We start from the raw sequence: 14,188 nt of genomic DNA, 5'->3' as shown, positions 1-14,188 counted from the left end.
GGGTCACTACTTCGCCGGCTCCACCGGTTTCGGTGCCGGGTCTTCGAAGATATTCAAACGCTCGCGAAGCTCATGGGCCGGCAGCGGTTGTTTATCCGCCGGCAACGCGTTTGGATCGACCGGCGTGGCGGGCACTTCGCCTGGGCCACCCTGGCCTTGCGCGGGCGTCGGCGCTGGCGCAGGTTCAGCGCCTTGCGAACCTTCGATGGCGCGCTGGGCCTTTTTGGTCAGCACCACGATGTCGATCCGGCGGTTGACCGGGTTGAACGGGTTCTCGCGGTCGAACAGCGCCGACGAGGCATAACCGACCACCCTCGCCACTTGCTGATCCGGATAGCTGCCAGCGATCAGCGCACGACGAGCGGCGTTGGCTCGGTTGGCCGAGAGTTCCCAGTTGCCGAAATCACCGACGCCCGAGTACGGCTTGGCATCCGTGTGACCGCTGATGCTGATCTTGTTCGGCACCGCTTTGATGGTGTCGGCCATGGCCAGCAGGATGTCTTCGAAATACGGTTTCAGGCGCGCGGAGCCTGAGTCGAACATCGGCCGGTTTTCCGCGTCCATGATCTGGATGCGCAAGCCGTCCTGTGTGATCTCGAACAGGATCTGATCCTTGAATTTCTGCAACTGCGGGTTTTCATCGACCTTGTTCTGCAACTCTTGCAGCAACAGTTCCAGGCGTTCCTTCTCAACCTGCTCGGCCATCCCTTCGACCTGGTCGGTGTCGACGGTGACTCGGTCCGGCTGCGGCTGAGACTTCACCTCGGGGTTGAGGGTGTTCTCCGGCGCCAGGGTCGGGGAGCCGCCCAAATCGATGATGTACGGCGTGCCGCTTTCGGAAAAACCGACCGGATCCTTGAAGTAACCGGCGATGGCAATCTTCTGTTCCGGCGTTGCGGTGGACAGCAGCCACAGCACCAGGAAGAACGCCATCATCGCCGTCGCGAAGTCAGCGAAGGCGATTTTCCAGGAGCCCCCGTGATGCCCGGCCGCGTATTTTTTTACGCGCTTGATGATTATCGGCTGGTTATTTTCCATGACTTAGCGACCGCGAACCGCTTGTTCCAGCTCAGCGAAGCTAGGACGGTGCGCCGGATACAGAACTTTGCGACCGAATTCCACCGCCAGCGATGGCGGCATGCCGGAAGCCGAAGCCACCAGCGAGGCCTTGATGGCTTCGTAGACGTTCAGTTCTTCCTTGGCATCGTGGGCCAGGGCATGGGCCAGCGGGCCAAAGAAACCGTAGGCGGCGAGAATACCGAAGAAGGTACCCACCAGTGCGGCACCCACGTGTAGGCCGATCATTTTCTGGTCGCTTTCACCCAGGGAGGCCATGGTCACCACGATACCCAATACGGCCGCGACGATACCGAAACCGGGCATGGCGTCGGCGATGCCGTTCACCGCATGGGAAGGATGATCCAAATCTTCCTTGAGGCTGGTCAGCTCCATGTCGAACAGGCCTTCGAGCTCGTGGGGAGCCATGTTGCCGGAGGACATGATGCGCAGGTAATCGCAGATGTACGCGGTCATGCGGTCATCTTTCAGGACCGCCGGGTACTTGGCGAAGATCGGGCTCGCGGCGGCGTCTTCAATGTCGCCTTCGATCGCCATCATGCCTTCGCGGCGGCTTTTGTTGAGGATCTCGTAAATCAGGCCCAGCACTTCCAGATAGAACGTGTGGCTGAAGCGCGAGCTGAACATCCCCAAGGCTTTCTTGAGAACGAGTTTGAACATGTGACCTGGGTTGGCCTGCAGGAATGCACCGAGGGCCGCACCACCGATAATCATCACCTCGAAAGGTTGAATCAGGGCGGCAATCTTGCCGTGGGAGAGCACGTATCCGCCGAGCACGCTCGCGAATACGACGATGATGCCGATTAATTTAGCCATAGGTAGGAGAGCACTTACTGAGTCGGGTTCAAGGTCATATTCGGAAGTTAAAAAATCTCTTCTTCTACTTATCGGCAAAACTGCGCCAGACTATAGCCCGTTCAAGCGAAAAGCTAATTTAGCCCTCTCCGGGCATAGGTAATGCAGACGATGATCACGTCCAACCATGGCTAACGAAACGAACACCCCACCCCCAAAACCGACCACGCTTGAAGGCTGGGTCAAGCTTCTCGACGGCGTGCGCCTGCCGGTTCCGCAAGACAGTCACGACCGTGTCTGCAAAGCCCTAGCCGATAACCGCAGCTCGCTTCGCGACATCGCCGAGTTGCTGCAAGACAGCCCGGCCCTGGCCTTGAGCGTGATTCGTGAAGCCAATCGCCACACCCACGGCAGCATGACCACGCCTGCTGAAAACCTTGAGGTGGCGATCAATCGTCTCGGGTTGAAACGCACCGAAGAATTGCTCGCCCGGTTGCCTGCCGAACCGCAATCCCAGATCCCGGTGGCGTTGCGTCAGCTGCAGATGATCAGCCAGCACGCGACCCAACAGGCCAACGGTTTTTTCGCCGGTCGGCTGGCGCGGCTCTGGCAGGACATCCACTGGGGCAGTCTGCTGTTTCTCTCGCCGCTCTGGCCGATGGCGTTGACTCATCCGCAACTGCTCGAAGAGTGGGAGTTGCGGGTCATCCATAAAGGCGAGTCAGCGCGCAAAGTCGAAAAGCAATTGTTCGGCGTTCGCCTGCTGGACATCTGCCAGGCGCTGGTGGACATCTGGCGCCTGCCGATCTGGGTGCAGCAAGGTTATCGCCTGTTGCTCAACGAGCAACGAGAACTGGTCAAAGTCCTGCGCATTGCCCGGGACAGCGAGCATCCATTGCGTCAGCAAAACCGCCTTGATGACGATCCGACCCTGCGTCGCTGGCTCAACCAACCAGCCAATACCGTGTTGCTGGCCAATGGGCTGGCACTGTCGGCGCAACAAGCCTGGGACAGTCCGCACAGCGAGCGCTGGCAATACCTGACCAGCCTTTACCTGCAAATGCCGATGAGCGACGTGCAGCAGCAACTGCATCAACAAGCCGTCAACAGCGCGCATCAGCACGCCATGCCGGACATCTGGCACCCCGCCGTGGCGCTGATCTGGCCCTCGGGCATGAACCGCATTCACGCCGGGTTGTTGCCCGCTCCGGCGCCGACCACCGAAGACCTGACGGCATGGCGTAAACAATGTGCCGAACTGCTGGTCGAGCCAAGCCGCTTCACCAATGCGATGCACTTGACCACGTCGGCCCGGGACGCGCTGGTCGCATGTGGCATGCATCGGGTGATGATTTTGATGGCTGACCGCACCCACGCCAATTTGCGTGCGCATCAAACGGCCGGACTGGAGAAGGAAGCGGCAGGGCTGAACCTGGCCGTGAGTCAGAGCACCGTGCTGCAACGATTGCTTTCGCAACAGGCCCAAGTACGATTGACGCCGGCCAACAACGCCCAGTTCTCGGCCTTGTTACCCGCCAGCCTGCGCGCGCAGTTTCGCGGTGAACACTTGCTGTTGCGTTCGCTGGTCAATAATGGTCGGGTGATCATGGTCGTTGTGGCCGATCAGGGCGGCGGGCCCTTTTCGGAAATTACCGTGCAAGCCTTTGGCAAAACCGCGCAGTGCATTGAAAAGGCACTCCATAGCTTTAGCCTGCGCGGCCAATAAGGCTGCGCTACAATCCTCCCCTTTGTGCTCTGGAGACCTCACATGTCTGACTTCTCTGGCTTGGCGCTGGTCATCGAGCCGAGCGACTTGCTCCCTCGCCTTGAGTCCCGCGAACTGATTCTGGTGGACCTGACCAGCAGCGCCCGTTATGCCGCAGGGCATATACCCGGTGCGCGTTTTGTCGATCCCAAACGCACTCAGCAGGGTCAAGCGCCTGCTCCAGGCCTGTTGCCGACCCACGCCGCGCTTGAAGCATTATTCGGCGAACTGGGCCACAACCCTGATGCGGTCTATGTCGTCTATGACGACGAAGGCGGCGGTTGGGCCGGGCGATTCATCTGGTTGCTGGATGTCATCGGCCACACCAAGTATCACTATGTTGACGGTGGTCTGCCGGCCTGGCTGGCAGAAGGCTTGCCCATGTCGATCCAGATCCCGCCAGCAGTCGGCGGCCCGGTGAGTCTGACCTTGCACGACGAACCCACCGCCACTCGCGAATACCTGCAAAGCCGTCTCGGTGCCGCCGACCTGGCGATCTGGGACGCGCGCGGCCCGCTGGAATACTCCGGCGAGAAAGTCCTGGCGGCCAAGGCCGGGCACATTCCCGGCGCGGTGAATTTCGAATGGACGGCCGGCATGGATCAGGCGCGCAACCTGCGCATCCGCACGGACATGCCGCAGATCCTGGAACAACTCGGTATCACCAAAGACAAAGAAGTCATTACCCACTGCCAGACTCACCATCGCTCTGGCTTCACCTATCTGGTGGCCAAATCCCTCGGTTATCCGCGGGTCAAAGGCTACGCTGGCTCCTGGGGCGAATGGGGCAACCACCCCGATACGCCCGTAGAGATTTAAGGTTTTTAAGGACAGTTAATGAATAAGCGTCTGTTTATCCTCAGCCAATACCTGCTGCCTCACCACTTGCTCTCGCGACTGGCCGGCTGCATTGCCGAATGCCGCGTGCGCTGGTTCAAGAACGCCTTTACCGCCTGGTTCGCCAAGCGTTATCAGGTGGACATGTCCCAGGCGCTGGTCGAAGACCTGACCGCCTACGAGCATTTCAACGCGTTCTTCACGCGCGCCTTGAAAGACGGCGCGCGCCCGCTGGACGAAACCCCGGGTGCGATCCTCAGCCCGGCCGATGGCGCCGTCAGCCAACTCGGCCCGATCGAACACGGCCGCGTGTTCCAGGCCAAGGGCCACAGCTTCAGCGTCCTGGAGTTGCTGGGCGGTGATGCCGCGAATGCCGCGCCGTTCATGGGCGGCGATTTCGCGACGATTTACCTGTCGCCAAAAGACTACCACCGCGTGCACATGCCGCTGGCCGGCACCCTTCGCGAGATGGTCTACATCCCGGGCCGGATTTTCTCGGTCAACCAAACCACTGCCGAAAACGTGCCGGAACTGTTTGCCCGCAACGAACGTGTGGCGTGCATTTTTGACACCGAGCGCGGGCCGATGGCCGTGGTGCTGGTGGGCGCGATGATCGTGGCGTCGATTGAAACCGTGTGGGCCGGGTTGGTGACGCCGCCGAAACGCGAGCTGAAAACCTTCCGTTATGACGAAGCCGCCCGCGCGCCGATCCATCTGGAAAAAGGTGCGGAACTGGGTCGCTTCAAGCTGGGTTCGACCGCTGTCGTGCTGTTCGGGCCGGACCAGGTGAAATGGGTTGAAGGGCTCGGTGCCCTGTCGCCCGTGCAAATGGGCCAGGCGCTAGGCCTGCCAAACGCCTGACTTGGCTAATCCGCCCCGTCGAACGTCTTCGAAGGGGCGGATATTTCGGTAGCGCCGTTACTCTATCTGCCCGCGGAAGCCGATCGGCCCTTCGTTGGCGTAGGTATTGGTGCCACTGAGGTTTTTCCCTCCATCATTGGAGGTGACGCTCAACGCCACAACGTTCTGATTATCACGGCCGCCGATGACCCACTTGCCACCCGGATGCCATGGAGCGTCGTTGCCGCCCCACTGATTTTCCACGTTGTACTGGTTCTGGCCCGTGCGTTGAGCCTTGAAGCCAATGGGACCTTCACCCGCGTAAGTCATGGTGCCGGTGAAGCTCTTCCCGCCATCGCCCGATTTGATCTCGATCGCGACGACGTTCTGGTTGTCCCGCGCGCCTAACGTCCAGTCTCCGCCCGGATGCCAGGGTGCCGAACTACCGCCCCATTGATTTGCCACTACGTATTTAGACATGAACCTCATCTCCTTGAAGTTACAAGAGACCTGCCCTGCATAGGCAGCAGGCCGTACGACTGTGCGTATCCAGTCGCACGTTTGTGAGATTAGTAGTACGCCCGAGCGGCACTCGGCTGACAGACAAACGGTAATCACGCGCAGCTGCTACAGTCAGGTCATTCACTGCCCATTTTCCGGCTGGAGTTTTCCAAGGCATGAATGAGACCAGTCCCCACCTGCTGCTACGTGCGCCGATCCCGACACAGCTGCGCCTGTCGTTCTGTGAACCGACGCCACGCGACCTCAAGCGCTGGATCGCCAACCTGCCCAAAGCCAATATCGGCGAAACCGCCCGCCTGCTCTATCAAGGCTTGAGCGAACTCAACCAACTGCTCACCCCCAGCGACATTCGCCTGCAACTGCTCGAACTGTTGCGACCTGAGGTGTATTACGTCTGCAAACACCTGGAACGGCATTTCCTGCACCAAGCGATTGTGCTCGACGAGCGTTCACGCAAGATCGCCAACCTCTGCCAGGCCCTGCAAAGTCACTTGGCGATTGGTTACAAACAGATCGTCGTGCGCATCACCCCGCGTTTCAGCAAGGACCGAGCCTCGCTACTGACCCAAGCGTTGCAGCGGGCGATCCATTGCCTGAACGGCCCGCTGATTCGCTCGACTCAACTGTATTGCCCGGTACCGGAAGGCCTGTGGCTGGAGCTGCATCAACTGTTTCGGATCGCCTGCGCACTCAAACTCCAGCACCTGAGCCTGCGCGATGAGTTGGCCAGTCAGACCAAAACCCTGAGCATCGAACAGACTTACGTCACCGCCCTGCTGTTGGGCGCCTCCCGCTGCAATCAGTTGCGCCAGAGCCAGATCGCCCGGCTCGCCGAGGTACTGGAGCCGTGGAGCCAGTGGATCAAACTACAACCGGGCCAACTGGCTGAAGGATTATTTGCCGTCGCGCCGGACCTCGACACCGGGCCGCGCTATCGTTCGAAATTCAGGGCCGAGCAGCAGGCCGGTTTGCTGGGGATTGATGCGCAGCCACTGGTCGCCGCCATCGAAGCGCATCTGCAAGGCAATGACGGCACCCCGCCGCTGCCCGTGCCGACCGGACTGAGCCTGGATACGCTGCAACACCTGCACGCCGCCTGGGGCCAGGCGGCCGAGCGCAGCTTTCAGCGCACGGTCGGCCAAGGCACCTTGACTTTGTGCGTGGGCATGAGCGCATTGCACTTCTACCTGGGCGGGCAACGTTCGTTCAGCGATATTCTGAAAAACCCCGGCACCCGACTCGCGCAGTTCTCGGTAACGTCCCCGACGAGCCAGGGAAAGGACCAATGGCACCAGGCGTTCGACGCCGCGCCCCATGGCAGCGCCGATACCTTGCTGCCCTATGAAGAAATTGAATACCCGCACCTTCAGAACGACGACGGCCAAGAGGCGGCTGATAGCAATCGGCACTTTCCGACCTACGCCCTGCCGGTCATCAACCACAGCCCCGGCGGTTATTGCCTGGCGTGGCCCAACGTGGTGCCCGCCGAGTTGCAGGCTGGCGAAATGGTCGGCATCCAGGACTCTGCCAATCAGGGCTGGAGTATTGCGGTGGTGCGCTGGATTCGTCAGGTGCGGGGCGGCGGGACGCAGATGGGGATCGAGCAGGTCGCGCCTTACGCCGAGCCTTGCGGGCTGCAATTGGTGCGAACGCGGGACGACCACAGTCAATATCTGCGTGGCCTGTTGCTACCGGAAATCAGCGCCATCGACCTGCCCGCCACGTTGCTCGCCCCGCGCCTGCCCTTTCAGGAAGGTAGCAAAGTGCTGATCAACACCAACGGCCTGGAACGCCGTGCCGGGCTGGATCGGCAGGTGGCGAGCACCAACAGCTTCAATCAGTTTGCTTACCGCTCGTTGGAGGCGAGCAGGAACGACAACGCCGCGGGGAGCGGCGTCGAGGAGGATTTTGATTCGTTGTGGAAGTCGCTTTGAGGGTGAATCCAATACCTGTGGCGAGGGAGCTTGCTCCCGTATGGACTGCGTGGCAGTCCTTTTTTGGGGCCGCTTCGCAGCCCAGCGGGACGGTGCGGCGATCCGACAAGCTCCCTCGCCACAAGAGCCTTTCAGGCTTGGGGAGACTCAGAGTTGCCCGTCGCGATCCCGAAAGCCCAGCAGATACAGCACGCCATCGAGCCCAAGGGTGGAGATCGCCTGCTTCGCCGACTGCTTCACCAGCGGCTTGGCGCGGAACGCCACGCCCAGGCCGGCAATTGCCAGCATCGGCAAATCGTTGGCACCGTCGCCGACCGCAATGGTCTGCTCCAGGCGCAAACCTTCCTTGTGCGCCAGCTCCTTCAGCAGATCCGCCTTGCGCTGCGCATCGACAATCGGCTCGACCGCCACGCCGGTGACCTTGCCGTCGACCACTTCCAACTCGTTGGCAAACACATAGTCGATGCCCAACTTGGCCTGCAATTGCTTGGCGAAGTAGGTGAATCCGCCCGACAGAATCGCGGTCTTGTAGCCCAGGCGCTTGAGCTCGGCAAACAGGGTTTCGGCGCCTTCAGTCAGACGCAACGAAGCACCGATCGAATCCAGCACGCTGACGTCCAGCCCCTTGAGCAAGGCCAGGCGCTCCTTGAAGCTCGCGCGAAAATCCAGCTCACCGGCCATCGCTCGCTCGGTGATTTCAGACACTTGGTCACCCACGCCCGCTGCCTTGGCCAGTTCGTCGATGACTTCGGCTTCGATCAGCGTCGAGTCCATGTCAAACACTGCCAGGCGGCGGTTACGGCGGAACAGCGAGTCTTCCTGGAAGGCGATGTCGACGTTCAGTTCCTGGGCGACGCTAAGGAATTCGGCTCGCAGCGCTTGCGGATCAGCCGCTTCGCCACGCACGGAAAACTCGATGCAGCCTTTGCCCTTGTCGGCCGGGGTGTCCAGCGGCATGCGCCCGGACAAACGATCGATGTGATCAATGTTCAGGCCATATTTGGCGGTGATCGAGCTCACGGCCTGCAATTGCCCGGCGGTCACTTTGCGGGTCAACAGCGTCACGATGTGGCGTTTTTTACCCTGATTGCCGACCCACTGCTGGTAATCCTCTTCGGACACCGGGGTGAAGCGCACTTGTTGATCGAGCTCGTAACCCTTGAACAGGATGTCCTTGAGCACCGACTTGCCTTGTTCGGTATCAGGAATTTCAACCAGGATGCCGAACGACAGGGTGTCGTGGATCACCGCCTGACCGATGTCGAGAATGTTCACACCACCCTGGGCCAGAACGCCGGTGATGGCCGCAGTCAGACCCGGTCGGTCGACTCCCGTGATGTTTATCAGGACGATTTCGCGCAAGGCGCACCCCCGCAAGTGGAAAAAAACCGCATTCTACCCACTTTCAGTGACCATCGGGCACCGTGAGCGCTTTGCCGGTCTAGGGCCTGTCGCTATACTGCGCGTCAACTTCACGGACAAAAGAGCCGAGCTCAAGTGAACCGGCCCACGCCAGTAAAAACCGATAACTTCTTTCTGCTGATCTTCCGTGCACTGCGCCACCGCCGTGTACCGATTGCATTGCGCATCGCCAGCCATAACGTGATCCTGGTCGCTCTGGCCCTGGTGATCTACGCCTGCGTGATGGGTTTGCAGTTCAAGCAGGCCATGCATGAGCAGGCTGACGCGCTGGGCGAAAGCCTGACCACGCAGACTGCCACCTCCGCCACGGAGCTGTTGGTGTCCAACGACATCCTCAGCCTCAACGTACTGCTCAACAACCTGACCAAAAACAAGTTGGTGGCCCACGCCGCCATTTATAGCGTGGATAACCGCATCCTCGCCGAAGCCGGTCAGCGCCCCAAGCACAGCCTGTTGGGCGAAGCCGAGGGCATGTACCAGAGCAAGATCACCTTTCAGGACGTGACCGCCGGGCAACTGCGCATCAGCCTGGACATGGATCAGTTCCAGCAGCCGATGACCATCAGCCTGCAAAGCATGGGCATTTTGAGTGCGATTCTGCTGGCCCTGTCCCTGGCCTTGAGCCTGCGCCTGGGTCGGCACATCTCCACGCCGTTGCTGCAACTGCGCGTGTGGCTGCGCAATATCGACGAATACACCCCGGCCACCGAGCGCCAGGACGAGATCGGCGACCTGGCCCGTCAGCTGCACGCCAATTTCGCGCCGGAGCCGGCCGAACCGGAACCTGAGCCGGAATACGACGACAGCGACTACGAAGACGCCGACGATAACGAGCCGTCCTTCGAAGTGCGCAACCTGCGGGATCCGAGTTTCGACGAAAGCAAGCCTGTGGCCGGCCTCAAGCCTGCGCCACGGCGCAGTGTCAGCACCGTTGAAGACGACGATGACGACGATGCGTTTGCTGACTTGCGTGATGAATCAGCCGACGTTGCGCCTAAACCGCTCGCAAAACCGGTGATTTCGAACGTGCCACAGCACAGCGCCGTCCTGGCCGTGCAACTGGGCGCTCAGGATCAGTTGCGTCGTCTGCCTCGCACACGCTTGGAAGAACTGCTGAAACGCTATCGTGATTGCCTCGATCAGGCGGCTTCGCTCTATCAGAGTGAACTGCACACCCTGAACGATGGCAGCACGCTGATGCTGTTCCACACCGAAGACAGCGGCGACGACTACCTGACCAACGCGATCTGCTGCGGTGAATTACTGCGAGCCTTGGGCCATCAGCTGCAGATCGAAGTTGCGGACAGCGGCATCACCCTGCAATTGCAGCTGGGCCTGACGCTGGGCGACGAATTATTCGGCCTGACCCAGATCGACCTGCTGCTGACCGAAGCCGCTCAGGATGCCCTGGCATTGTCGCAACACAGCCGCAACCTGCTGCTGGTGGAACGCAAGATCAGTGACGATGCGCTGATCCGCCAGCGTGCGCGAATCCGCCCGATTGCCAGCCCTGAGGGTGCGTGCTGTGTGGAGCGGTTGATGGAGCCTTATCCGTCGATGCTGGAGCGGCAACTGGCGCGGATGCATGAGCGTCGGGCGTAAATAACCCAGCTATGAAAAAGCCCGCAGACGAGCAATCGGCTGCGGGCTTTTTGTTGCCTGTTCTGACGCCTTCGCGGGCAGGCTCGCTCCCACAGGAGATCTCGGCCTAACACACATCCACTGTGAGCGAGCCTGCTCGCGATGAGGCCAGGACAGGCAGCACAGATCTCCAACCTCCAGAAACAACAAAGCCCGCATCACGGCGGGCTTTGTGTTGAATCAATCCAGGCTTAGAACCTGAACACTTCCATATCCGTCCGGATCGGCGAAGCCATCGGGATCTTTGGTTGTTTCTCTTGCTCAGCCGCTGGTGCTACAGGCTTTGGGGCAGGCTTTTTTGGCGCTTCAGCGATCGGTGGCTGATTAGCCAGTGGCTTGAGCGCCACGGACAATTGCTCGGCCAGACGCTGCAGCAACACACCCTGAGCCTGAACCTGAGCCGCCGTACCGCCTGCGTGCTGTTCCTGCAGGTGAATGATGCGGTTATCGCGTACCTGGCCACGACGGTCGATCAGACGCCATTGCGCATCCAGGATCGCCGGTTGCGATTTGCCCGAGTCCAGGCGAGTAATCGTCAGCAGCACTTGAACATCCGGCGTGAAGCCGAGGGTCGCAGGCGCCAGTACAACCCGCTGGCTGTCCAGATGGCCCGCTACCTGACGCAGCAACAGCTGATCAATGTCCGAAGACAGGCTTCCAGCCCAACGACCGTCGGTCGACGCCTGAAGGCTGCCATCCGGCTGTCGCTGCAACAGGGTTTCGCGTTGCAGGTAATCCGCAACCGTTACCGGGCCGAGCAATACCGCCATGCCCGCGCTTTGCGCAGGCTGAACCGGACTTCCGCTGTCCAGCTGATACAGCGACACCGGTTGGTGAACGCTGCAACCCGCCAGGCCAAGAACGCCAGCAAGCATCAAAATAAAAGGAAGGCGCAGAGCAGTCATCGTCCCATCCAGGTGGTTGCCACAAGGCTCACCACAGTGAAAATACTCAATAAATATGAAGAACGCTCGGCCACGCCGGCGCTTGAAAGGCCATATCATCCGTGAATATGCGTTCCGACTCCAGCGGCAAAGCGTCGATCTACGCGTTAAATCGTAGATCGAGCGCTCTAGCACGCTTAATTGAGGTTTTCGACGAGCAGCGCATCAACCCGCTGGAAGCCACGTGGCAGTTTGTTACCACGACGACCACGCTCACCTTTGTAGTGTTCGAGGTCGTCTGCTTTCAGCGACAACGTACGTTTTCCGGCCTGCAACACTAAAGTGGCGCCATCCGGAAGTACGGCGATGTCCGTGACATATTCTTCGCGACTGGCCACACGCTCACCGTTGATCCCGATAATCTTGTTGCCTTTGCCCTTACCTAATTGTGGCAGATCACTGATCTTGAAGATCAGCAGGCGACCTTCGGTGGTCACCGAGGCCAGCCAATTGTTCTCACGATCCGTCACCGGGCGCGGAAGAATGACCTTGGAGTTGTTCGGCAAGCTCAACAACGCCTTGCCGGCCTTGTTCTTGGCTTGCAGGTCTTCACCCTTGACCACGAAGCCGTATCCGGCGTCGGAGGCGATCACGTACAGCGAATCGTCTTCCGGCATCAGCACGCATTCGAAGCTAGCCCCTGGCGGTGGCGTCAGACGGCCGGTCAACGGCTCGCCCTGGCCACGGGCCGATGGCAACGTGTGCGCTGCCACCGAATAACTGCGACCGGTTGAGTCGATAAACACCGCGAACTGGTTGGAGCGGCCCGGCGCTAAGGCCCTGAAGCCATCGCCAGCCTTGTAGGAAAGCCCGGTGGCGTCGATCTCGTGGCCTTTGGCAGAACGAACCCAGCCTTTTTCCGACAGCACGACAGTCACTTTCTCGTTCGGCAGCAGATCGTGCTCGGTCAGGGCCTTGGCTTCGGTGCGCTCGACAATTGGCGAGCGACGGTCGTCGCCGTAGGTTTCGGCGTCCTTGATCAGCTCGGTGCGTACCAGTTTTTTCAGCTTGGCTTCACTGCTCAGCAGGGCTTGCAGCTTGGCCTGTTCCTTGAGCAGTTCATCCTGCTCGGCCCGCAGCTTCATTTCTTCCAGTCGCGCCAACTGACGCAAACGGGTGTCGAGGATGTAGTCGGCCTGGATTTCGCTCAGGGCGAACCGTGCGATCAGCGCGGCTTTCGGGTGTTCCTCAGTGCGGATGATGTGAATCACTTCATCCAGGTTGAGGTAGGCAATCAGCAAACCGTCCAACAGGTGCAGGCGACGCTCGACCTTGTCGAGGCGGAATTGCAGACGACGACGCACGGTTTGAACGCGGAATTCCAGCCATTCCACCAGCAGCGCACGCAGGTTCTTCAGCTGCGGCTTGCCGTCGAGGCCGATGATGTTGATGTTGACCCGGTAGCTCGACTCCAGCTCGGTGCTGGCGAACAGGTGTTGCATCAGCGCATCGTGGTCAAAGTTCTTCCGCGCGCCCGGAATGATTACGATCCGGCACGGGTTCTCGTGGTCGGATTCGTCGCGCAGGTCAGCGATCTGCGGGGCTTTGGACGGCTTGGCCTGCATCATGGCCGCGATCTGCTCCAGCACCTTGGCGCCCGAGACTTGATGCGGCAGCGCGGTGACGATGATGTCGCCATCTTCGATGTGGTACACGGCGCGCATGCGCACCGAACCCTTGCCGGTTTCGTACATTTTCAGCAGATCGGCGCGAGGCGTGATGATTTCCGCTTCGGTCGGGTAATCCGGGCCCTGGATGTGCTCGCAGAGCTGCTCGACAGTGGCTTTGGGTTCATCGAGCAAGCGCACGCAGGCTGTCGCGACTTCGCGCAGGTTGTGCGGCGGTACGTCGGTGGCCATGCCCACGGCGATGCCGGTGGTGCCGTTGAGCAAGATGTTCGGCAAGCGTGCCGGCAACACCAGCGGCTCGTCGAGTGTACCGTCGAAGTTCGGCCCCCAGTCCGCCGTGCCCTGGCCCAGCTCGCTGAGCAGGACTTCGGAATAACGCGACAGCCGCGCCTCGGTGTAACGCATGGCGGCGAAGGACTTGGGATCATCCGGCGCACCCCAGTTACCCTGGCCGTCGACCAGCGTGTAGCGGTAGCTGAACGGCTGAGCCATCAGGACCATGGCTTCGTAGCAGGCCGAATCGCCGTGCGGGTGGAATTTACCGAGCACGTCACCGACGGTACGCGCCGATTTCTTGTGCTTGGAATCGGCGTCCAGCCCCAACTCGCTCATCGCATAGATGATGCGCCGCTGTACCGGTTTCAGGCCGTCGCCGATATGCGGCAAGGCACGGTCCATGATCACGTACATGGAGTAGTTGAGGTAGGCATTTTCGGTGAAGTCAGCCAGTGACCGGCGTTCTACACCGTCCAGGCTGAGATCAAGGGAGTCGCTCATGCGGGC

The 14,188-nt window shown here is 60.4% G+C and carries 11 protein-coding genes; 5 read left to right on the top strand and 6 right to left on the bottom strand.

Translation table 11 applies throughout. The features are described 5' to 3' along the window. Positions 1–6 precede the first annotated feature (6 nt). A complete protein-coding gene (motB, locus tag ACA068_RS02710; RefSeq protein ID WP_497307409.1) occupies positions 7–1,038 on the bottom strand; it encodes a flagellar motor protein MotB in 1,032 nt (343 codons plus the stop codon). Between the two features lie 3 nt (positions 1,039–1,041). Next, positions 1,042–1,893 (bottom strand): flagellar motor stator protein MotA, encoded by an 852-nt coding sequence (gene motA, locus ACA068_RS02705; protein WP_497307407.1) that lies wholly within the window; start codon positions 1,891–1,893, stop codon positions 1,042–1,044. A 166-nt stretch (positions 1,894–2,059) separates the two neighbouring features. Here motA and ACA068_RS02700 point away from each other — a divergent pair, with 166 nt between their 5' ends. From ACA068_RS02700 to asd, 3 genes are read left to right on the top strand one after another with little or no spacing between them, the layout of a single operon-like run. Further along, entirely contained in the window at positions 2,060–3,598 is a 1,539-nt protein-coding gene (locus ACA068_RS02700; protein ID WP_497307406.1) for an HDOD domain-containing protein, read from the top strand. A gap of 42 nt (positions 3,599–3,640) precedes the next feature. Next, positions 3,641–4,456, top strand: a complete 816-nt coding sequence (locus ACA068_RS02695; protein ID WP_497307404.1) for a rhodanese-like domain-containing protein — start codon at positions 3,641–3,643, stop codon at positions 4,454–4,456. An 18-nt stretch (positions 4,457–4,474) separates the two neighbouring features. Continuing rightward, positions 4,475–5,335: an archaetidylserine decarboxylase gene (gene asd, locus ACA068_RS02690; RefSeq protein WP_497307402.1), complete on the top strand. Its 861-nt coding sequence runs from the start codon at positions 4,475–4,477 to the stop codon at positions 5,333–5,335. 57 nt (positions 5,336–5,392) lie between these two features. Here the strand turns inward: asd and ACA068_RS02685 are convergent, their stop codons facing one another. Further along, positions 5,393–5,794, bottom strand: a complete 402-nt coding sequence (locus ACA068_RS02685; RefSeq protein ID WP_497307400.1) for a lectin OAA family protein — start codon at positions 5,792–5,794, stop codon at positions 5,393–5,395. Between the two features lie 197 nt (positions 5,795–5,991). Between ACA068_RS02685 and ACA068_RS02680 the strand changes: the two genes are divergently transcribed. Next, on the top strand, positions 5,992–7,770 hold the full coding sequence (locus ACA068_RS02680; RefSeq protein ID WP_497307399.1) for a cyclic-di-GMP receptor FimW-related protein: 1,779 nt from the start codon (positions 5,992–5,994) through the stop codon (positions 7,768–7,770). A gap of 147 nt (positions 7,771–7,917) precedes the next feature. Here the strand turns inward: ACA068_RS02680 and serB are convergent, their stop codons facing one another. Beyond that, positions 7,918–9,132 (bottom strand): phosphoserine phosphatase SerB, encoded by a 1,215-nt coding sequence (gene serB / locus ACA068_RS02675; RefSeq protein ID WP_054053330.1) that lies wholly within the window; start codon positions 9,130–9,132, stop codon positions 7,918–7,920. A gap of 135 nt (positions 9,133–9,267) precedes the next feature. Here serB and ACA068_RS02670 point away from each other — a divergent pair, with 135 nt between their 5' ends. After that, the gene (locus ACA068_RS02670; RefSeq protein WP_497307397.1) at positions 9,268–10,794 is read left to right on the top strand and encodes an AhpA/YtjB family protein; all 1,527 of its coding nucleotides are present in this window, start codon (positions 9,268–9,270) and stop codon (positions 10,792–10,794) included. Positions 10,795–11,024: 230 nt separating this feature from the next. Here ACA068_RS02670 and ACA068_RS02665 read toward each other — a convergent pair whose 3' ends face one another. Together ACA068_RS02665 and parC are read right to left on the bottom strand one after the other, a co-directional pair. Next, the gene (locus ACA068_RS02665; RefSeq protein ID WP_497307395.1) at positions 11,025–11,738 is read right to left on the bottom strand and encodes a PqiC family protein; all 714 of its coding nucleotides are present in this window, start codon (positions 11,736–11,738) and stop codon (positions 11,025–11,027) included. Between the two features lie 176 nt (positions 11,739–11,914). Next, on the bottom strand, positions 11,915–14,182 hold the full coding sequence (gene parC / locus ACA068_RS02660; protein ID WP_497307394.1) for a DNA topoisomerase IV subunit A: 2,268 nt from the start codon (positions 14,180–14,182) through the stop codon (positions 11,915–11,917). Positions 14,183–14,188 lie beyond the last annotated feature (6 nt).

This window comes from Pseudomonas sp. LBUM1660 (genome assembly GCF_059695935.1).
The sequence above is the reverse complement of the archived record's forward strand: the minus strand, read 5'-3'. Positions and strand labels throughout refer to the sequence as shown.